General features: G+C 72.6%; 17 protein-coding genes and 1 tRNA gene. 14 read left to right on the forward strand and 4 right to left on the reverse strand.

The features are described from left to right. Positions 1-13 precede the first annotated feature (13 nt). The gene (locus tag ACIRPH_RS19480; RefSeq protein ID WP_402916249.1) at positions 14-721 is read right to left on the reverse strand and encodes a response regulator transcription factor; all 708 of its coding nucleotides are present in this window, start codon (positions 719-721) and stop codon (positions 14-16) included. 222 nt (positions 722-943) lie between these two features. Here ACIRPH_RS19480 and ACIRPH_RS19485 point away from each other — a divergent pair, with 222 nt between their 5' ends. From ACIRPH_RS19485 to ACIRPH_RS19495, 3 genes are all read left to right on the forward strand, one after another. After that, a complete protein-coding gene (locus tag ACIRPH_RS19485; protein WP_402916251.1) occupies positions 944-1,705 on the forward strand; it encodes a L,D-transpeptidase in 762 nt (253 codons plus the stop codon). Positions 1,706-1,770: 65 nt separating this feature from the next. Then, a complete protein-coding gene (locus tag ACIRPH_RS19490; RefSeq protein ID WP_402916253.1) occupies positions 1,771-2,112 on the forward strand; it encodes a hypothetical protein in 342 nt (113 codons plus the stop codon). Positions 2,113-2,317: 205 nt separating this feature from the next. Continuing rightward, positions 2,318-2,406: transfer RNA gene (locus ACIRPH_RS19495), tRNA-Ser, on the forward strand. Between the two features lie 149 nt (positions 2,407-2,555). On the opposite strand, the gene ACIRPH_RS19500 is transcribed toward ACIRPH_RS19495, so the two are convergent. Next, complete coding sequence (locus tag ACIRPH_RS19500; RefSeq protein ID WP_402916255.1) at positions 2,556-3,566, reverse strand: LacI family DNA-binding transcriptional regulator; 1,011 nt, start codon at positions 3,564-3,566, stop codon at positions 2,556-2,558. A gap of 218 nt (positions 3,567-3,784) precedes the next feature. On the opposite strand from ACIRPH_RS19500, the gene ACIRPH_RS19505 reads away from it, so the two are divergent. The 7 genes from ACIRPH_RS19505 to ACIRPH_RS19535 all read left to right on the forward strand — a co-directional run bounded on the left by ACIRPH_RS19505 (position 3,785) and on the right by ACIRPH_RS19535 (position 11,761). Next, positions 3,785-4,831, forward strand: a complete 1,047-nt coding sequence (locus ACIRPH_RS19505) for an extracellular solute-binding protein (RefSeq protein WP_402916257.1) — start codon at positions 3,785-3,787, stop codon at positions 4,829-4,831. Beyond that, positions 4,831-5,688 carry an ABC transporter permease subunit gene (locus ACIRPH_RS19510; RefSeq protein ID WP_402916259.1) on the forward strand — a complete coding sequence of 286 codons (858 nt, stop codon included), beginning with the start codon at positions 4,831-4,833 and terminating at the stop codon, positions 5,686-5,688. Before ACIRPH_RS19505 ends, ACIRPH_RS19510 begins: the two co-directional genes overlap by 1 nt. Then, a complete protein-coding gene (locus ACIRPH_RS19515; RefSeq protein ID WP_402916261.1) occupies positions 5,685-6,446 on the forward strand; it encodes an ABC transporter permease in 762 nt (253 codons plus the stop codon). Before ACIRPH_RS19510 ends, ACIRPH_RS19515 begins: the two co-directional genes overlap by 4 nt. Further along, a complete protein-coding gene (locus tag ACIRPH_RS19520) occupies positions 6,443-7,519 on the forward strand; it encodes an ABC transporter ATP-binding protein (RefSeq protein ID WP_402916263.1) in 1,077 nt (358 codons plus the stop codon). Before ACIRPH_RS19515 ends, ACIRPH_RS19520 begins: the two co-directional genes overlap by 4 nt. 31 nt (positions 7,520-7,550) lie before the next feature. After that, positions 7,551-8,327: an MBL fold metallo-hydrolase gene (locus ACIRPH_RS19525; protein WP_402916265.1), complete on the forward strand. Its 777-nt coding sequence runs from the start codon at positions 7,551-7,553 to the stop codon at positions 8,325-8,327. Between the two features lie 240 nt (positions 8,328-8,567). Then, positions 8,568-9,317 (forward strand): ABC transporter ATP-binding protein, encoded by a 750-nt coding sequence (locus ACIRPH_RS19530; RefSeq protein WP_402916267.1) that lies wholly within the window; start codon positions 8,568-8,570, stop codon positions 9,315-9,317. Beyond that, entirely contained in the window at positions 9,317-11,761 is a 2,445-nt protein-coding gene (locus tag ACIRPH_RS19535; protein WP_402916269.1) for an FtsX-like permease family protein, read from the forward strand. Before ACIRPH_RS19530 ends, ACIRPH_RS19535 begins: the two co-directional genes overlap by 1 nt. A 61-nt stretch (positions 11,762-11,822) precedes the next feature. On the opposite strand, the gene ACIRPH_RS19540 is transcribed toward ACIRPH_RS19535, so the two are convergent. Beyond that, positions 11,823-12,536 (reverse strand): response regulator, encoded by a 714-nt coding sequence (locus tag ACIRPH_RS19540; RefSeq protein ID WP_402916271.1) that lies wholly within the window; start codon positions 12,534-12,536, stop codon positions 11,823-11,825. Next, positions 12,530-13,945, reverse strand: a complete 1,416-nt coding sequence (locus ACIRPH_RS19545; protein ID WP_402916273.1) for a sensor histidine kinase — start codon at positions 13,943-13,945, stop codon at positions 12,530-12,532. The genes ACIRPH_RS19540 and ACIRPH_RS19545 overlap by 7 nt, the downstream gene beginning before the upstream one ends. Positions 13,946-15,270: 1,325 nt before the next feature. Here ACIRPH_RS19545 and ACIRPH_RS19550 point away from each other — a divergent pair. The 4 genes from ACIRPH_RS19550 to ACIRPH_RS19565 all read left to right on the forward strand — a co-directional run bounded on the left by ACIRPH_RS19550 (position 15,271) and on the right by ACIRPH_RS19565 (position 19,786). Then, the gene (locus tag ACIRPH_RS19550; protein ID WP_402916275.1) at positions 15,271-16,470 is read left to right on the forward strand and encodes a M16 family metallopeptidase; all 1,200 of its coding nucleotides are present in this window, start codon (positions 15,271-15,273) and stop codon (positions 16,468-16,470) included. A 367-nt stretch (positions 16,471-16,837) separates the two neighbouring features. Further along, the gene (locus tag ACIRPH_RS19555; RefSeq protein WP_402916277.1) at positions 16,838-18,463 is read left to right on the forward strand and encodes a B12-binding domain-containing radical SAM protein; all 1,626 of its coding nucleotides are present in this window, start codon (positions 16,838-16,840) and stop codon (positions 18,461-18,463) included. A gap of 17 nt (positions 18,464-18,480) precedes the next feature. Beyond that, on the forward strand, positions 18,481-19,074 hold the full coding sequence (locus ACIRPH_RS19560) for a helix-turn-helix domain-containing protein (RefSeq protein ID WP_402916279.1): 594 nt from the start codon (positions 18,481-18,483) through the stop codon (positions 19,072-19,074). Positions 19,075-19,150: 76 nt separating this feature from the next. Continuing rightward, a complete protein-coding gene (locus ACIRPH_RS19565) occupies positions 19,151-19,786 on the forward strand; it encodes a DUF402 domain-containing protein (RefSeq protein WP_402916281.1) in 636 nt (211 codons plus the stop codon). Position 19,787: the final 1 nt, after the last annotated feature.

Consider the following 19,787-nt stretch of genomic DNA (forward strand, 5'->3'; position numbering starts at 1 on the left):
CGCGGAACACGCCCTACCCCGGCGACGTGCCATCGCCGGCCCCGACGAGCTTGTAGCCGACGCCGTAGACCGTGACCAGCCGCACGGGCCTGCGGGGGTCCGGCTCCAGCTTCTTCCGCAGGTTCTTCACGTGGACGTCGATCGTGCGCTCGGTGATGAACCGGCTCATGCCGTGGATGCACTCCAGCAGCTGGGCCCGGGTGAGGACCCGCCCCGGCCGGGCGGCCAGCGCGGCGAGCAGCTGGAACTCGGCCGGCGTGCACTCCACCGGCTCGCCGTCCACCCGCACGGCGTGCCGTGACGGGTCGACCGCGACCGGGCCCGCGCGCAGCACCCGGTCCGGACCGTCGGGGTCCCGCCGCGACCGGCGCAGCAGCGTGCGCACCCTCGCCATCAGCTCACGCGGGCTGTAGGGCTTGGTCACGTAGTCGTCCGCGCCCAGGTCCAGGCCGGTCAGCAGGTCCTCCTCGGTGGAGCGCGCGGTGAGCATCAGCACCGCGACGTCCGACTCCGCGCGGAGCGTGCGGCACGCCTCGAGGCCGCTCATGACCGGCATCATCACGTCCAGGACGACCAGGTCGGGCCGCTCGCGGTGGTGCTCCTCGACCGCGGCGCGCCCGTCGTGCACCACGCGGACGAAGTGGCCCTCGTGCTCCAGGTAGCGACGGATCAGGTCGGCCTGGTTCACGTCGTCCTCCGCGACCAGCACATGCGCGCACACGGCGACCTCCGCTCGGCTCGGTTGGCGGCCGGCGCCGGCCGCGGCTCGATCGTACGTGCCCCCCACGGGCCCCGGACCGGCGGTTCCGGGCCGCCCCAGGTCACCACACAGGAGACACACGACGGGCACACGGGTTCTTCACATCCGTCCGCGATTCTTCGATCTCGTCCGGCAGGGAAACGGTCCGCCGGACGCCTCCCCGAACGAAGCCGGACGGATGCCATGCGTCGATCCACGCCGCCCCGACGAACCACCGGGGCCCTGCCGCCACTCGCGGCCGCCGCGGCCCTGGCCGCTCTCACGGCCTGCTCGTCCGCACCCGCGTCCGAGGACGCCACGGGGGGCGGGGAACCGGCCGCCGGGGCGGGCGGGGGCGCCGGTGCCGAGGCGGTCGAGATCGCCACGGTCGTCGGCGGGGAGATCGACGTCCACGCCGGGAAGGAGGACACGGAGGCGTCGCAGACCCTCACGAGCCCCAACGACTTCGGGGTGGACCGCACGTTCCTCGTCGAACGGAACGAGGGCGAGTGGCTGGAGGTGCTCCTCCCGGTCCGGCCCAACGGATCCACGGGCTGGATCAGGAGCGACGAGGTGGAGCTGTCCACCACCGCGTTCCGCGTCGAGATCGACACGGAGGCCTTCGAGTTCACCGTCCACGACGGGGAGGAGGAGGTGCGCGCCGGGGTGATCGGCACGGGGGCGAACGAGACCCCCACCCCGCCCGGCCGCTACTACTTCACCGAGCTGCTCCGGCCCCCGGACCCGGACGGCGACTACGGCGTCTACGCCTTCGGACTGAGCGGCTTCTCCGAGACGCTGGAGACCTTCGCGGGCGGCCCCGGCCAGCTCGCGGTGCACGGCACCAACGACGAGGACGCCCTGGGACGCCAGGTCAGCCACGGGTGCATCCGGGTCTCCAACGACGACGTCACGTGGATGGCGGAGAACCTGCCGATCGGCACGCCGGTCGAGGTCTCCGGCTGACCCCGGCCCCGGACCGCCGCGCGGGGCGGTACCCCGCACACACCGAACGACCCGAAGGACCCACCATGCGTCTGAAGACCAGCCTGTTCGCCGCCGGTATCGCGGCGTTCGCCCTGTTCGGCGCCGCCCCGGCGTTCGCCGCCGACGAGCCGTCCGTCCCGCCCTCCCAGGGCGGGTGCCCGGCGGCGCCCGCCCCGACCGACCCCGCCGAGGGCGTGGTCGCCCCCGGTGAGGGCGGGGCCGGCCTGCCGGAGGAGTGCGCCGAGCCCGAGCCCGCCCCCTCCGAGGAGCCGAGCCCGGGCGAGGGGGTTCCCGCCGAGCCGGCCCCTGTCCCGGACCCGGGCTCGGGCGCGCCCGAGGCCGCCCCCGCTCCCCCGGTCGAGCGGGACCCGAACTACACGGGCTGACCCCCGTCGGGGCCGCGGGGCGCGCGCCCCGCGGCCCCGGTGGAACACCGTGCCGGGGCCCTCGCGCGGCGGCCCCGCCACGGGAGCGGCGGATCGGGGGCGTACTCCGATCCGCCCCTCCACCCGTGCGCGGCGGGTCCCGTGCCGCGATCCGGGCCCTCGTTTTGCGCAACCGTCCGTGGTGTCTGTAGTCTTGTCCCAGCCAGGAGGATTCGCCTAGTCAGGTCTATGGCGCCGCACTGCTAATGCGGTTAGGTGGCAACGCCTTCCGGGGTTCAAATCCCCGATCCTCCGCAGATCACGAGGGGTCCCGCGCTTCGGCGCGGGGCCCCTCGCCCTTTTCCGGGCCCCGATGTGAGGCCGGACGGCGGAGACGTCCGACACCGCGCCCACGCCGCGCCGGTTCCGGGGGGCGCGCTCCGCCCGCCGCCGCCCCGGCGCTCTCAGGCCAGGGGCGCGACCGACCCCCGCTCCACCAGGCGCACGGGCAGCCGCACGGCGGTGCCGGGGCCCTCCACCAGCAGGTCCATGATCTGCTTCCCCAGGGCCTCGCGCTCCACGGCGATCGTGGTCAGGCCCGGGTCCAGCAGGGCGGAGGTGGGCAGGTCGTCGTGGCCCACGACGCTGACGTCCCGGCCCACGCGCAGGCCCAGGGAGCGGGCGGCGTCGTAGACGGCGGCGCCCAGGTGGTCGGAGTTGACGACGAGGGCGCGATGCCCCGGACGCGCCATCATCTCCGCGGACCTGCGGGCCACCGCCTCGTGGTCCAGCGGGCCGCGCACCACGTCGCCGGCCATCCCGTGCTCCGCGCAGCGGCGCAGGAAGGACTCCTCGCGCCCCCAGTCGGCGGCCAGCGCCTCGGGGGCCGTCAGCAGCACGGCCTCGCGGTGCCCCCGCTCCGCCAGGTGAGCCACGGCCAGGGAGACGGCGGCGTCGTCGTCGGGGCCGACCGTGGAGAGGCGGCTCGCCGCGCCCTCCCGGTCCGGCTCCGGTGTGCAGTTGAAGGCCACCACCGGGATGTGGGCGTGGCGGTCCATCCACTCCAGGAGGCGGCCGCGCCGGCCGATGGGGGCGATGGCGATCCCGGCGACCGCCTCGGCGGCGAGCCTGCGCAGCGCGGCGCCCTCCCGCTCCTGGTCGTAGTCCGAGCTCATGATCAGCAGGAGCGCCCCCTCGCGGTGCGCGACGGTCTCCATGCCGCGCAGCACGTCCAGGAAGAAGGGGTTGCGCATGTTCCGGATCACCACGCCGTAGGCGGAGCGCCGGCCGGTGCGCAGCGCCCGGGCCCGGCCGTCGGGCTGGTAGTCCAGTTCCGCGGCGACGCGGCGGACCCGTTCCGCGGTCGCCGGGGCCACGCGGCCGGCGCCGTTGAGGGCGAAGCTGGCCTGGGCGACCGAGACGCCCGCCCCGGCCGCGACGTCCCGCAGGGTCGCGCGCTTGGTCGGCTCGGGCATGGCACTCCTCGGGGACGGCGGCCGTGGACTCGAAAAGTACCGTGTGCCCGCCGGACCCGGAACCGGCGCGGGCCTGGTATCGCCGAGCGCTGTTCCTCGGGAGTTCAGGCCGCGGACACCGTTTGCGTCATAGCAGGTCACGGTGCTGATTAATCGTTTAATCACATCATCCGGAACAGCGGTGTCCGACGGGCGCCGCGCCGACCACGGAGACCCCGATGACCCTCGCCCACGGCCGCGGCGTCCTGAGCGCCGCCGCGATCACCGCCGTCCTCGCCCTGACCGCCTGCGGCAACGCCGACCTCCCCCCGGCCCCGGCCACCGGCGAGGGCGGCACCGTCATCACCTACAACTCTCCCGCCGAGTGGGGGAACTACGGCGAGGTCCTGGCCGCCTTCACCGAGGAGACCGGGATCCGGGCCCCCAACGACCCGAAGAACTCCGGGCAGGCCCTGGCCGCGCTCCAGGCGGAGAAGGGGGCGCCCGTCGCCGACGTCGCCTACACCGGGATCGCCTTCGCCGGACAGCTCGTGGAGGCCGGCGTCCTCCAGGCCCACGTTCCGGAGGGGGCGGAGGAGGTCCCCGAGGACCTGCGCGACCCCGACGGGAACTGGACGGCCGTCCACACCGGCACGATCGCCTTCATCGTCAACGAGGACCACCTGGACGGCGCGCCCGTGCCGGACGGCTGGGAGGACCTCCTCGACCCCGCCTACGAGGGCAAGGTCGGCTACCTCGACCCCACCCAGGCGGCCGTGGGCTACTCCGCCGCGACGGCGGTCAACCACGCGCTCGGCGGCGACCTGTCCGACTGGGGGCCGGGCCTGGACTACCTGGCGGAGCTGAAGGACAACGGCGCCTCCACCTCGGCCCAGACCGCCACCGCCAAGGTCGCCCAGGGCGAGATCCCCATCCTCGTCGACACCGACTTCAACGGCTACAAGCTCCGGGACGAGGGCGCGAACGTCAGCGTCGTCATCCCCGAGGAGGGGTCGCTGCAGATCCCCTACATCGTCGGTCTGGTCGAGGGAGCCCCCAACGCCGAGAACGGCAGGGAGCTCCTGGACTTCTACTTCTCCGAGCGGGGCCAGGGCCTCTTCGCGGACGGGTACATGCGCCCGGTGGTCGGCGACATGCCGGAGGAGCTCGCGGACAAGGTCCTGCCCGACGCCGACTACGAGCGCGCGATCACCATCGACTACCTCGAACAGGGCGCGCGGCAGCAGGAGTTCATCGACATGTACCAGAGCGAGGTCGGCTTCTAGTGGCCCCCGGCACCGCGCGCGTGCGCCCGCGCACGCCGCCCCCGTGGACCGCCGCGCTCCCCGCCCTCGCGGTCATCGGCCTGTTCAGCGCCTACCCGGTCGCGGTGCTGGTGGGCAACTCCCTCGGCCTGGGCCTCGCCCCGGCCGACGGGGGCCCCACCCTGGAGCACTACGCCGACGCCCTGGCCTCGGCGTCCGTCCGCGAGTCCCTGGCCGCGTCGGCGCTGGTCGCCGGGGTGGCCGTCCTGGCCACGCTCGTGATCGCCGTCCCCGTCGTGCTGCACCAGGCACGGCAGGACCGCGCCGGGGGCGGCGGCGCCTCCACCGACGCCCTGCTCACCCTGCCGATCGCCCTCCCCGGCATCATCATCGGGTTCTTCGCGATCGTGCTCAACGGCAGGACCGGGCTGCTCGCGCCGCTGTGGGAGGGGTTCGCCGGCCTGGCCTACACCCTGCCCGGCCTCCTCGTCGCCTACGTCTACTTCTCGCTGCCCCGCGTCCTGGGGCCGCTGCGCGCCGCAGCGGCCGGGCTGCCGCCCTCGCTCACCGAGAGCGCCCGCACCCTGGGCGCCTCCAAGGCGCGTGTCCTGGCCACGGTCACCCTGCCCCTGCTGCTTCCCGCGCTCATCGAGACCGGGGGCACCGCGGCGGCGATCGCCCTGGGCGGGTACGGCACGGTCGCCACGCTCTCCGAGGGCATCCGCCTGCTCCCGCTCGACGTGGCCAACGCGCTGACCACCGGCTACCGGCTGGCCGCCTCCTCCACCCTGGCGGTGCTGCTGGCGGCCATGGCCGTCGCGGCGCTGGTCCTCGGACGCGGCCTGGGACGCCTGGTCGGACGGGCGGTGGCCTCGTGAACCGCGCCGTCACCCGGGCCGTCTGCGCCTTCGTCCTCATCCCGATCCTGGCGACCCTGGTGGTCGCCACCAGCGTCGACTTCTCGCAGGGTCCCTGGGGCGGGGGGATCACGCTCGACTGGTTCGCCCACGCCTGGCCCCCGCTCGCCCCCGTCATCGCCCGCAGCCTCGCCGTGGCCACGCTGGTGGTGGCGGTCAACCTCGTCCTCGGCGGCCCCCTGGCGTGGTGGGTGGCCCGCCACCCCTCGCCGCTGACCCGGCTGACGGGATACCTCGTCAACGTCCCCATGGCCGTGCCGGGCATCGCGCTGAGCGTCGCCCTGGTGAGCGCCTACGCGGCTCTGCGCCCCAGCGGTCTGCTGCTGGTCATGGGCCACGTGGTGTTCACGCTGCCCTTCACCCTGGCGGCCCTGGTCCCCGCGCTGGCGGACGAGGAACTGCGCCTCCACGAGGGGGTGGCGCGCAGCCTGGGGGCCGGAGCGGCCAGGGTCCTGGCCACGGTCACCGTCCCCGGCTGCCTCACCGCCCTCACCCAGGCGGTGACGATGGTGTTCGCCCTCTCCTTCGGCGAGTTCAACGTCTCCTTCTTCGTCAACCCGCCCGCCACGCCCACCGTGCCGTTCGCCCTGTTCGACTCCTACTCCACCCAGCGGCTCGAACCCGCGTCCGCGCAGTCGATCATCTTCATCGCCTTCGTCGCCCCGGTGCTGACGGCCATCGTGCTGGCCCGGCGGCACGCCCTGAGGAGCACTCCGTGACCGATCCCCGTGAACCCGAGACCGGGGCGCCCGGTCTCACCGTGTCCGACCTGACCATCCGCTACGGCGACACCGAGGCCGTGCGCGGGGTGTCCATGCGGGTGGGGCCCGACGAGACCGTGGCCGTCGTCGGCCCCTCCGGCTGCGGCAAGAGCAGCACCCTGCGCGCGGTGGCGGGGCTCACCCCGGTCGCGGGCGGGGGCATCGGCCTGGGCGGGCGCGACATCACGCACCTGTCCCCGGCCCGACGGGGCGTGGGCCTGGTCCCGCAGGACTACGCGGTGTTCCCGCACATGAGCGTGGCGGGCAACATCGCCTACGGCCTGCGCGCCCGACGGGTCCCGGCGGACCGCAGGCGCCGACGGGTCGCCGAGATGCTGGAGCTGACCCGGCTCACCGACCTGGCGGGCCGCCGGCCCGGCCAGCTGTCCGGCGGCCAGCGCCAGCGCGTGGCGCTGGCCCGGGCGCTGGCCGTCGAACCGGACGTCCTCCTCCTGGACGAACCGCTGGCGGCCCTGGACCCGCAGCTGCGGGGCGGTCTGCGCAGGGAGCTGTCCGCCATGCTCTCCTCCTCCGGGTGCGCCACGCTGATCGTCACGCACGACCAGCGCGAGGCGCTCTCCCTGGGATCGCGGATCGCCCTGATGCGCGAGGGGTCCCTGGTGCAGTTCGGAACGCCCCGGGAGCTCTGGGACGACCCCGCCGACGCCTTCGTCGCGGACTTCCTCGCCAACGCGGTCCTCCTGGAGGCGGAGCGCTCCGGGGGAGGGGCCGCGGTACTCGGCGGCCGGTGGAGGATCCCGGTGGCGGACCTGCGGACGGGACCGACCGGACACGGCCGCACCCGCCTGCTCCTGCGCGACGACAGCCTCACCGTCACCGACCGCGACGACGAGGCCGCGGTGACCGCGCGGGTGGTGCACGCGGAGTTCGTCGGCGACGCCGTCCGCCTCACGGTCGACGCGCACGGCCACGTGTTCGGGGTCCGGGTCCCGCCCGACGCCCGGATCGGCCGCTCCGTGTCGCTGGCGGTCGTTCCCGGCCGCGCCGCCCTGCTCGTCCCCGCCCCCTGAGACCTCCGGGTCACCGTACGAAGGAGGAACCATGCTCGAACTCGAAATCCTCGGATCCAACGCCACGGCGCCCACGGCGGAGGGCCCCGCCTCCTGCTATCTGCTGCACACCGACGACGGCGTCCTGCTGGTCGACGCCGGCCCGGGGTCCCTGCTGGCCTACTGCGCGCGCCACGGGCTCGACCGGTTGCGCGGGATCGTGGTGACGCACCTGCACGCCGACCACAGCCTGGACCTCATGGCCTGGGCCTACCGGTGGACCTTCCCCGAGGTCCTGCCGCGCATCCCCCTGTACTACCCGGCGGGGGAGGCCCGGCGCCTGGCCGCCTTCGACGCGGTCTTCGGCATCCCGACGCTGCCCACGATGAACAGCCCGATCGCCCAGTCCTTCGAGCCCAGGGAGATGGCCATGGACGGGACGACCCGCTACGAGGCGGCCGGGACGGCCTTCCGCTCGTTCCGGGCCCACCACAGCGTCCCCTCGGCCGCGCTCCGCTTCGAGGACCCCGACGGCAGGGTGGTCTCCTTCTCCTCCGACACGGGGTACTGCGAGGCCGTCGTGCGCGCGGCCGAGGGCGCCGACCTGTTCGTGTGCGAGGCGACCTACCTGGAGGCCGACGACCAGGCGCTGAACGGCCACGGCCACCTCACCGCCGCGATGGCCGGGGAGCTGGCCGCCGAGGCCGGGGCCGGCCACCTGGTCCTCACCCACTTCGCCGACCCCGGCATGTGGGAGGAGGGCCGGAGGCACGCGGCCCGCGGCTTCCCCGGAGAGGTGAGCGTGGCCAGGCCCGGCAGCCGCTTCTGAGGGGCCGGGCCGGCCCGCCGCGGGGGAGGGCCTCCCCCGCGAGCGGGCGACGGGACGAGCCCGTGACGGCGGCCGTCCCGGGCCCGGGGCGGCCGGGCGGGGGCGGCGGGAGCCCGCCGACCCCGCCCGACCGGTCCGCCCCCGACGATCGTCGGGGGCGGACCCCGACGGCCGGCACTGTCGGCGCGACACCGCGTCTTCCTAGCGTGGGACCCCCGAGGTCCGACGAGGGAAGGCTCCATGGACACGCAGACCATCACACCGGAGGACACCGCCCTCGAAGCGGTCGCCCTCGTCAAGAGGTTCGGCGAGGGCGGGACGGCGGTGGCCGCGGTGGCCGGGGTGGACCTCGTTTTCCGACGCGGAGAGTTCGTCGCCGTCATGGGGCCGTCCGGCTCCGGGAAATCCACCCTCATGAACCTGCTGGCCGGGCTGGACACGCCCACCTCGGGGAGGGTGCTGGTCGAGGGGACGGACCTCGCCGGCCTGGACGACCGGAGGCTGACCCGGCTGCGGCGCGAGCGCATCGGCTTCGTCTTCCAGGCGTTCAACCTGATGCCGGCCCTGACGGCGGAGCAGAACATCCTGCTGCCGCTCAAGCTGTCCGGCCGCGCCCCGGACCGGGCGTTCTTCGACGAGGTCGTGGGCTCCCTGCGCATCCGGGACCGGCTCGGACACCGCCCCTCCGAGATGTCGGGAGGCCAGCAGCAGCGCGTCGCGGTCGCCCGGGCCCTGCTGACCGAGCCCGCGGTGGTCTTCGCGGACGAGCCGACCGGCGCCCTCGACGTCTCCACCGGCCACGAGCTCCTGGGCCGGCTGCGCGAGGCGAGCACCCGGCTCGGACAGACGGTCGTCATGGTCACCCACGACCCGGTGGCCGCCACCTACGCCGACCGGGTACTGCTGTTGTCCGACGGTGCTCTCCACGGCACCGTCGAACGACCGACCACCGCCGGGGTACTGGCCGCCATGGCCCGGGCGGAGGGCTGATGCCCGGCTACGCCTGGGCGCAGATCGTCGCCCACCCCGCCCGCCTGGCCTCGGTCCTGTCGGCGATCGTGCTCGGCACGCTGTTCCTGGCGGCCACCGCCGTGTTCGCCGCGACCTCGTCCGCAGGCCTGCGCATCGTCGCCGCGGCCCCGCTGTCGGCCGCCGACGTGATCGTGGACCGCGATCCGGAGGCGGCCGATCCCGGCGCCGGGTGGCCCGAGCAGGTGGCCGAGCACCCCGGCGTCACGGCCACGGCCCGCATCCACGCGGGCACCGTCCAGCTCGTCACGGACGAGATCCGCGCCACCGCCAACCTCTACAGCATCTCCGACCGGGACGAACTCCGGTGGTTCGAGCTGGCGGAGGGGGAGTGGCCCGCGAACGCCGCCGAGATGGTGGCCGACGCACCGACCCTCGACTCCGCGGGGCTCGAGGTGGGCGACACCGTGAGCCTCCTCGTAGGCGACGGCGAAGCGACCGACATGACCGTCGTCGGCGCGGCCGACATCGGATTCCAGCCGCTGACCGGGGTCCAGTACCAGTTCTACACGTCGGAGGACTTCTTCGCCGGGGAGAGCCCTCTGAGCGTCACGGCCGACGTCACCGACAGGACTTCTCCGGAAGCGGTGGTCGAGAGCCTGGGAGCCGACCTGCCCGACGACCTCCACCCGATGTCGGCGGAGGAGCAGTCCCGGCTGGCGGCGGACCGGTTCGCGGGCGGCGCCCAGCAGTTGGAGCTCATCCTGCTCGTGTTCGCCCTCATCGACCTGCTCGCGGCCGCCCTGGTCATCGCCAACACGTTCACCATCCTGCTCTCCCAGCGGCGCCGCGACACAGCGCTCCTCAGGCTGGTGGGCGCGGAGCGGACCCAGGTGCGGGACCTGGTCCTCGTCGAGGCGCTGATCATCGGCTCCATCGGTTCGGCGATCGGTGTGGCCGCCGGCGTGGGCGCGGGGTACGCGGGCGCCTCGCTGATGGAACTGACCGGGGGCGGTCTGCACGTCAGCGCTCCGGCCCTGGGCGGGGCGTTCCTGACGGGTGTGGCCACCACCGTGTGCGCCGCGTGGTTCCCCGCCCGCAAGGCCGCCGGGACCGCGCCGGTCGAGGCGCTGCGTTCGGCTCCGCTCCGGAACGGGGTCCGCTTCGGAGCCGTCCATGCGGTGGGGCTCGTCGCGGCCGTCGCCGGTGCGGCGGTGATGGTGTCCGGCATGCTCGCCGAGAACCTGCCCGTGGCCGTCGCGGGCGGATTCGTGGGCGCCGTCGGCCTCCTCCTGGTCCTGCGCTACGCGATCTCCCGTCTCATCGGAGCGGCCGACCGCCTGCTGGGTCTCCGGGGAGGCGTCTTCGAGCTGGCGGGGGCCAATCTCCGGCGCGACACGGGCAGGGCGGCCACGGCCACCCTCACCCTCGTGCTCGGGTTCGGGCTGATCGCGGCCCTGGCCACGGCCGCGAGTACAGGTCGGGCCACCATCGACGGCGATCTCGACGATCGGTTCCCCGTGGACGTGAGCGCGCGGGTGGACACCGGCTCGGTGCCCGCGGCGACCGTGGACATGGTCCGCGACATCGACGAACTGGTGCTGGTGGAGACGCCGCGCACCGCACGGGTGACCGTCGGGGGTCTGGGCGAGACCACCCTGGTGGGGGTCTCCCCCGAGCTGGCGCGGGAGACCGGGGCCGAGGCACTGACCGGGACCGGTTCGGCGGCACCGGTCATGCTGGTGACGGCGGACCAACTGGATGCGGTCGGAATCGGAACCGGGGAGGCGGTCGACCTCGACGTCGACGGGGAGACCCACCGCTTCATCCTGTACGTGTCCACACTCGCCACAGCTTCCGGAGAAGCCAGCCCGGTGGTACGGGACGACGTCCTGGACTCTGTGGCTCCGGGCGAGGACCGCGGCATGGTGTGGGGCCTGGCTGCCGAGGACGCCGACGACGACGCCCTCGCCGAGAGCATGAGCCTGGTCGCCGGCGCGGACCCCGGGATCACTCTGAACGGAGCCCTCGGCGAGCGGGGCGATCTCACCGACGTCCTCGACGTCCTCGTCAACCTGTCGCTGGCGATGCTCCTGGTCACGGTGGTCGTCTCCGGCCTCGGCGTGGCGAACACCCTGGGCCTGTCCGTCCTGGAGAGGACGCGGGAACTGGCACTGCTGCGGGCACTGGGACTGACCAGAGGGGGGCTGAGGGGCACGCTCGCGGTGGAGGCCGTGGTCATCGCCGTCCTGGGCGCGCTCCTGGGGCTCGTGATCGGCGTTCCCTACGGGTTGGTCGGGGTGGACGCGGTCATCGGGGGGACCGCTCCCCTCGTCGTCGCGGTCCCCTGGGCGGAGCTGTCACTCCTCCTCGCGGCCGCCGTGGTCCTCGGGCTCGCGGCGACCCTGGCCCCCTCCCGGCGGGCGGCGCGGATCGCCCCCGCCGAAGGGTTGAGCGGTGACTGACCGGTGCGCCGCCGGGGCCCGCGCCTGCCTGCCGGGCTCCGGCGGCGGCCGGCGGCGCACCTCAGCCGTCGTTCGGCCGGGGCCCGGGGGCGTCCCCGGAGTGGTCGACCAGGCCCGCCTCGTGCGCCAGCACGGCCGCCTCCACACGGTTGCGGACCCCCAGGCGCTTGAGGATCGTGCTGACGTGGCCCTTCACCGTGCCCTCCACGAGGAAGAGCCGGCGGCCGATCTCGGCGTTGGACAGCCCGGCGCCGAGCAGGGCCAGGACCTCGCGCTCGCGTGGGGTCAGACCGCTCACCCGCCCACCGGCCGCGAGGCGTTCCGCGGCCCGGCCGCGTTCCAGCTCGGTGAGGACCCGTCGCGCCACCCTCGGGGAGAGGAAGGCGCCGCCCTCGGCCACGGCCCTGACCCCCAGGATCAGTTCGCGGGGGTCGCCCGTCTTGAGGAGGAACCCGTCGGCGCCTCCGGCGAGGGCCCGGACCACGTATTCCTCCTCGCCGAAGGTGGTCAGGACGACCACCCCCGTCCCCGGTGCGACGCGCCGCATCTCGGCCGCCGCGTCCAGCCCGTCCATCACCGGCATGCGGATGTCGACCAGGACGACGTCGGGGCGGTACGCGCGCACCATCTCGACGCCCTCCCGCCCGTCGGCGGCCTCCGCCACCACCTCGATCCCCGGGTCGCGGGCGAGGATCGCTCGCACGCCCGCGCGGATCATCGCCTCGTCGTCCACCAGCAGGACCCGCACCGCGGCCGAGGGCCTCCCCCTCACCACGTCACCACCTCCGCCGACACGAGCGTCTCGGAGTCGAAGCACAGTCGGTACCGGTCGTGTCCGTCGGCGAACACGTTCGGGCCCGACCCGTACAGGCCGCAGTCCAGGTCCGGACGGGCGCCGTCCGGCTCCCCGGCGAGCGGCCCCCCGTCCAGTCGGCCCCCGGGCAGGACCGCCTCCACCTCGGCCCGGTCCTGGCCGGGGCGCAGCCGCTCGAAGACCTCGGGGTCCAGGGCGGCGTTCGAGGCGCGGTACGCGGTGATCGCGAGGATCAGCGCGTATCCCGCGAGGGCCGCTACCGGGGGTGTGCCCGCGACCAGGCCCAGCGCCCACGCGGTGCGCCGACGGGCCCGCCGGTGGAGGTCCGGTCGAGGGGGACGCGTGCCCTCGTCCCGCGCCTCCGGCGTGCCGGGACGCGGCCGTCCGTGCAGAGGCAGGCGGGCCGTCACCGCCCAGCCGCGCTCTTCCGGCCCGGCGTGGAAGGCGCCCCCGACGAGCCTGACCCGTTCGCGAAGGCTCACCAGCCCGGTTCCGCCGCCCGGCGCACGGGACGGCGGCCCCCCTGCCCCGGGCCCCGACCCGACGACGCGGACCAGTACCTCGCCGTCCGCCGTCCGGACCCCGACCCGCACGGCCGCCCCCGGGGCGTGCCGGGCGGCGTTGGTCAGGCCCTCCTGGACCACCCGGTGCACGGCCCTGTCCACCAGCACGGGCAGTGCCCGTGCGCGTTCCTCCTGGCTCAGCTCCACGTCCATCCCGGACGCCCTGGCGCGCTCGACCAGGGCGGCGAGGCTGTCGTCCGCCGGAAGGAGGGGGGCCGCCCCGCCGTCGACCCGCAGCACCCCGAGCGCCTCCGCCAGACGGTCGGCCGCACGCGCCGCGGCCTCACGGAGCTCGGCGGCCTCCGCGCGCCGCCGATCGGACAGGTCTTCCGCCATCTCCAGGGCGCCGGCGCGCAGCGACAGCAGGCTGAGCTCGTGGCCGACGGCGTCGTGGAGGTCGCCGGCGATGCGGGAGCGCTCGCGCATCCGGGCGCGTTCGGCGACGAGCCTGGCCCCGCTCTCCAGGATCCGGGCCCGCTCCCAGCCCGCCTCCTCCAGGGCTGCGGTGTTGCGCAGGTACAGGCCGACCAGCCAGGGCAGGGGGACGGCGAACAGCATGACCGCGCCGCCGGTGATCCACAGCCCCACGGGCTGGCCGGTCCACAGGAGCCATCCTGTCCCGGCCGCCACGGCGGCCGCGTACACGGCGATCGCGGGACGCGGGTCCGGGGACAGGCGGCCGGTGAGCAGCACGGGCAGCGGGAGGAGGACGAACAGGAGGGGCTGGGCGGGAGCCGCCGCGGCCAGGAGGACCGCGCACGCCAGGGCGGCGTGTCCGGTCGGGACCGCTGCCGGGGAGGTTCTCATGTCTCGGAAGGTAACGCCCGTCGGCGGTCACGTCATCTGACGAAAGTCAGGTACGCGCCGTACGGGGCCGGGGGCCGTCCCGCGGCGGGGACCGCCGCAGGTGCCCGTGCCCGGGGAGAACGCGCGAAGGCCGGGCGGAAGCGGCGGCGATGTCTTTCGGAGCACGTCGAACCGGGAACTGGCGGAGTGCCTCGAACGAGAAGGCCGCCCCGCTGATCGATAACGCCGGGAAATGGAACCCGTCGGGGTTGCCTCGTGCCCAGCCGCGCGGGTGACGGCCCATGCGAACGCCTCATGACGTGATGGCGGAGCTCCCGGCGTGTTCCGTTTCTGTCGGTGCTGGATTCCTGGTTCACGGGACCGCGTGGCCCGGGGGGCGGCGCCGTGGCGGAACGGTCCTTTTCCGGGGCGAGGTGCCCGGCCCGGTTGATTGCAAAGGCAGATCCACCGAACCGGGGGCCGAGTCGGTGATCCGCCGAGGAGTCGTCGGGTTTCCCTGGAAAACGTTTTTCCGAAAGGCGGTCCGAGCTGATCGCGGCGGTGGCCGCCGAGGGGCGCCCGTTCCGGGCCTCCCTCCGGCCGCGCGCCGCACCGTCCGGAGGATCCATGCCGCCTCCCGCGTCCGCCACCGGGAACGGCCTGGGCGCCCCGGGCCCGCCAGGGGTCGTGCGACTGGGTCCGGCACGGACGAAGGGGGTGACTCCGAGCCGCTTACCTGCTGTTCTGTCGCACCGGTGTCTCATGTGGCCGTGCGGAAGGGCCACTCCGAACAGAGTTGCCCCGGCGCCGTGCGCCGGCGCCCGGGGAACGGGCGGTCCCGGATGGCCACAGTCGGCCAGTCCCGTACCGCCGCCGCCGCGGAGGCCGGGCCGCCCCCCGCCGCCGCCCCGACCGATGGCCGCAGCCTTCCGCTATCCGGTTCGTTCACGAGAACAAAACTGCAGGTGGAAGGCTCTCAATAGCACCGAAAACAAGTGGTGTGATGTAAGTCACTCCCATTTTCTGGCGTGTGTATAGATGCTGCACGTGCACCCTCGTGTCACTAAGGGTGACTAAATTGCCTTCTTCCGGCACGATGTGTGTATGGATCGTTTCAAGGGTCCTCTTGTATGGTCTCTTTTGTCGTTGCCGACCCGTAATCAGTGAGAGGGGGTATTGCTCTATGAACAACGGAGCTACGATCACGGCGCCGCGCCTGGAGAGGCTTGTCCGGCGCTAAGTGAATAACAAAGGCGTAAGCCCTTGAAAGGATGCGCCAGTCGATGTTACGGCTGGCGCATCCCTCGTGAATATGAAGAGGAGTTTCCTTGCTTCAGGGGTCTGTCGTGTCAACAGTCGGCTCGAAGCGGCTGGGGGCCCTGACCGTGGTGGACAGCAGGTTGCGGACGACCAGCCTGTGCCTGGCCACCGACTACGGTGCCTGGGGCGACCCTCGCGGGCAGGAGGGGATCGCCCATCTCCTGGAGCATCTTCTGATCTACACCCCCCTACGGGGGGGACACTCCCTCAGCGACCGGGTCTCCCGGCGCGGCGGCTACTGCAACGCGGAGACACACGCCGACGGCATGGTCTTCTCGGTACAGGTCCACCCCGACGACGCCGACCTGGCCCTGGAGCTGATGCTCGAAGCGGTGTTCGCCCCGAGTGTGGACGAGGCCTCGCTCGAACGGGAGCGCCAGGCAGTCCTGCGCGAGCTCGCCGCCCTGGAAACCGACCCCAGCGACCTCGTCCAGCGGACCTTCGCCCAGCGGGTTCTGGGCGACCACCCCCTGGCCTGCCCGGTCGGGGGGACTCCGGCGTCCGTGGAGCGGCTCAGTATCGGGCAGACGCTCGAGGCCCACGGCAAGCTCTTCCTGGACAGCGAGTTCACGCTCGTGTCGGTCGGCCCCAGAGCACCGGACGCGGTGCGGACGACTCCGGGGACGCCCGAACCGGGTGGCCCCGTACGTCCCGAGCCGCCGTCGACCGACCTGTCACGGCCCTGGGAGCCACCGCACGCCTGGACCGGCGACTTCGTCTGGATGTGCGTCGGCTCGGCCGCCCCGCCCGCCGGCTCCCCCCGCCGGCCGGCCTTCAACGTTCTGGAGTTCATGCTCGGGAGCAGGTCGACCTCCCTTCTGAACCGCGCGCTGCGGGTGGACCGCTCGCTGGCCTACGTCTTCGAGGCCTGGTACCGGGGATACAGCGAGAGGGGGACCTGGTCGGTCATCGTCGGCGCCGAGGCGCACCACGGTGAGGACATCCTCCGTGCCGTCCGTGACTGCCTCGCGGACGTCGCTGCGGGCAGGTGCGGCGAGGACTTCTTCGACGTGGCCCGGAAGCAGGCGGTCATGCAGCTCGTTCGGGGATCCGAATCCCCGTTCGACTGGGCCCTCCATCTCGCGCGCGAGGCGAAGTCGGGCGTCCTCGGCCGCGATGTCGGGTACGAGACCTCCCGGCTGGAGGGCGTCACGTTCGAGGACGTGCGCCGGGCGGCGCAGGACATCCTGGCCGGCCTGACGGTCGTGGTGGAGACGGAAGCGTGAGGCCCGCAGACGCGCGCCACCGGACCGGGCCCCCGCGTCCGCCGGCCGGGCCGGCCCTCTCCGCGGAACCGCGGCGGGGCGGCGCCCGCCCGGAGCCCTCGGGCGGGGTTCGATGAACGCGGCGCCGCACCGGGGCCGTGCCGGTGGAGGCGGCCCCTCGACCCGCCTTCGCCGCCGACCGCGTGGAGCACCGTCCGTCGGCGGGGAGGCCGACGAGAACCCTGCCGGAAGCCGCCCTCTCTGAATTCTTGCCAGGCCATGGGACTCGAGAGGTTCCTCAGGGCCGGGATCCCCCGAGCGTGGAGGTGCTGTTGGCCGATCACGATCCCCTGCAATGAGAAGTCGCTCGAAAGTGGATTGGTCTGCCTTGACTGACAACAACAATCTTCTGACCATCGGTTCCCTCGGGTCAGCTGATTCTGCGCTGCACGGGAAGCCGGCCATCAGATGGGGTGACCTGCCGGACCAGGTCAGCGAAAGCTCCACGAGGAGGTATCAGAGAGTTCTCCTGCTCAACCCGTCGGCCACTCTCTACAGACACGACCTCCCCCGTTGTACCTATCCGCTGGGGATCGGTTACATCGCGGCCGTTCTCGAGAAGTACGGCTACGAAGTCAAGATCCTCGATGTCTTCGCCGAGGGGTATGACAACGCCCGGCCGGTGGAGGGTGATCCGCAGTTCCTGCGCTACGGCCTCGACGACGAGGACGTCATCAAGGTCATCCGCGAATTCGAGCCGCACGTGGTCGGCGTGTCCAGCATCTTCAGTAATCAGGCCGACAACGTCCATAACCTGCTGCGCTTGGCCGACCTGGTCGTCCCCGACGCGCTGACGGCCATGGGAGGCGCCCACGCCCGCTACTTCCCCAAGGCATGCCTGGAGGACCCGAACCTCGACGCGGTCTTCCTGGGGGAAGGGGAACTGACTTTCCTGCTGTGGATGGAGTACCTCAACGGCAACGTGCGGGAGGAGGACTGCCACGGCATCGCACTGCGCGATGGCGACGGGAAGGTCGCCATCAAGCCCGAACTGCCGCTCATCAGTTCCAAGCGTCCAGAGGGCCCCGAGCTCCGGAAGACCTCTCCACTGCTCAGTATCACAGGCGAACTGGACCATATTCCTTTCCCCGCCTGGCATCACTACAACATGGAGAAGTATTTCGATATCAAGGCCTATCAGTCTCCGTACACCGTCGGATCCCGTGTCGGCCAGCTGTACACCAGCCGCGGTTGCACCGCACACTGCACCTTCTGCACGACCACTCATTTCTGGGGTCAGAAGTTCCGCAGGCGGAGCGTGGAGAACGTCGTCAACGAGATCATCAAGCTGCGTGACGAGTACGGGATCGACGAGTTCCACATCCAGGACGACAACATCACCAACGACATGGACCACGCCCGGGAGCTCTTCGTGGCCCTGCGGGAGGTCGGGCTGCCCTGGGCGACCCCGCAGGGCACCGCCCTGTGGCGGATGGACGAAGAACTGCTCGACCTCATGGCGGCATCGGGGTGCTACCAGATCACCTTCGCCATCGAGAGCGGTGTGCAACGTGTGCTCAAGCAGCTGATCAAGAAGCCGCTCAACCTGGAACGCACCTCGCATCTGATCAAGTACGCGCGCGGCCTCGGGATGCACGTGCATGGTTTCTTCATCATCGGCATGCCTCCGATGTTCGGCCACGAAGGCGAGTCGATCGAGGAGATGTATACATCGTACGAGTACGCAGAGGAGGCCGGGTTCAGCAGTGCCTCTTTCTTTGCGGCCTCGCCGATCGTGGGATCCGAGCTGCTCAGAGAATGTGTTCGCCAGGGCTTTGTCAAATCCGACGAGTCCCTGTACCGCATGAGTTACAAGCAGGGAATCATCAACGTTCCCGGTTTGTGGGACGGGGAGGAGATCGCTGAACTCGCTGCGAAGTTCAACCGTGAATTCAACTCGAACCGCGAACGCGCCTACACGCCGCAGAAGCAGTGGAACGAACAGCAGTACTGAACCTCGGGAGGAAGACGATGGGCAACACCACGATGGCGAGCGGGTTCGGAGCGCGGCTCAGGGAGCGGCGTGAGCAGGTCAAGATGGACCGCCCGGCCCTGGCCGGTCTCCTCGGCGAGACGCCGGACACCGTCGCCTCCTGGGAGGCGGGCGAGGGCGGGGAACTCACCCTGGACCAGCTCGCGAGGATCGCGGACGCGCTCGGAACGTCGGTCGGCGCCCTCACGCCGCAGGCCGAGTACGACCTCGACGACGGTGTGGCCATCCAGCGGCCCGAGGACCGCCCGATTCTCAAGGGGGTCCGTGACGACGTGGACTACTACGTCTACAACTGCCTCGTGCGCACCAAGCGGGCGCCCTCCATGGTCCCCCTGGTGGTCGATGTCCTCACGGACGACCCCGACGACGCGAAGTTCAACTCCGGCCACGCGGGAAACGAGTTCCTCCTCGTCCTGGAGGGAGAGATCCACATGAAGTGGGGCGACCCGGCGAACCCCCGTGAGGCCTTGCTCCCGACGGGCGCCAGCCTGTTCGTGGAGGAGCACGTCCCCCACGCCTTCACCGCGGCCAAGGGGACGGGAACCGCGAAACTCGTGGCCGTGAACTTCTGACCCCCGGGCCGCGGCGGGAGTGTCCTCCCGCCTGGCGCCGGGTGCGCCGGGCGGGCGAGCGAGCGAAGGGAAGGGCTTGAACAGCAGCGCTGGTCCACAGGTGACGGGTGTGAAGGGGTTCGGCCACGGCGCGATCGTCCGGCGGCGTGACGTCCTGGACGGTCGCACATGGATCGGCTACCCGGTGCGTGTGGTGGTCGACAGTCCCGGCCTGGTGGCCCTGTACCTGTCCCGGGGGACGCGACTCGACTTCGGAACAGGCCGGTTCAGCTGGGGGGCCCATCCGTGGTCCCACGTCGGCGACCTCTGGCAGAGCGCCGGGGTCCTCCAGCTGCACCGTCCCGGCAGCCGACACTCCGTGTGGGTGGTCAAGGACCCCGACACCGGCGGTTTCCGGCAGTGGTACGTCAACCTCGAGGCACCCCTGCGCAGGGAGGCCGGCGGCTTCAGCACCCTGGACCACGAGATCGACCTCATCGTGCCGGCGGGCGCCAGCCGTTGCCGCTGGAAGGATCTCGACAAGTTCGAGCGGCGTGTGCGGTCAGGTCACTTCTCCGCCGCGGAGGCGGCGGCCATACGCGCGGAGGCGGCGGGCCTGGCCGAGTCGATCAGGGAGGGCACGCAGTGGTGGGACAGCGGCTGGTCGCGGTGGAAGGCGCCGGACAGCTGGGGCCCTCTCGCGCTGCGGACCTCCGAGAAGGAAGGATTCTAGG

The organism is Nocardiopsis sp. NPDC101807 (assembly GCF_044766605.1).
In the GTDB taxonomy this organism is placed as follows: Bacteria; Actinomycetota; Actinomycetes; order Streptosporangiales; family Streptosporangiaceae; genus Nocardiopsis; species Nocardiopsis tropica.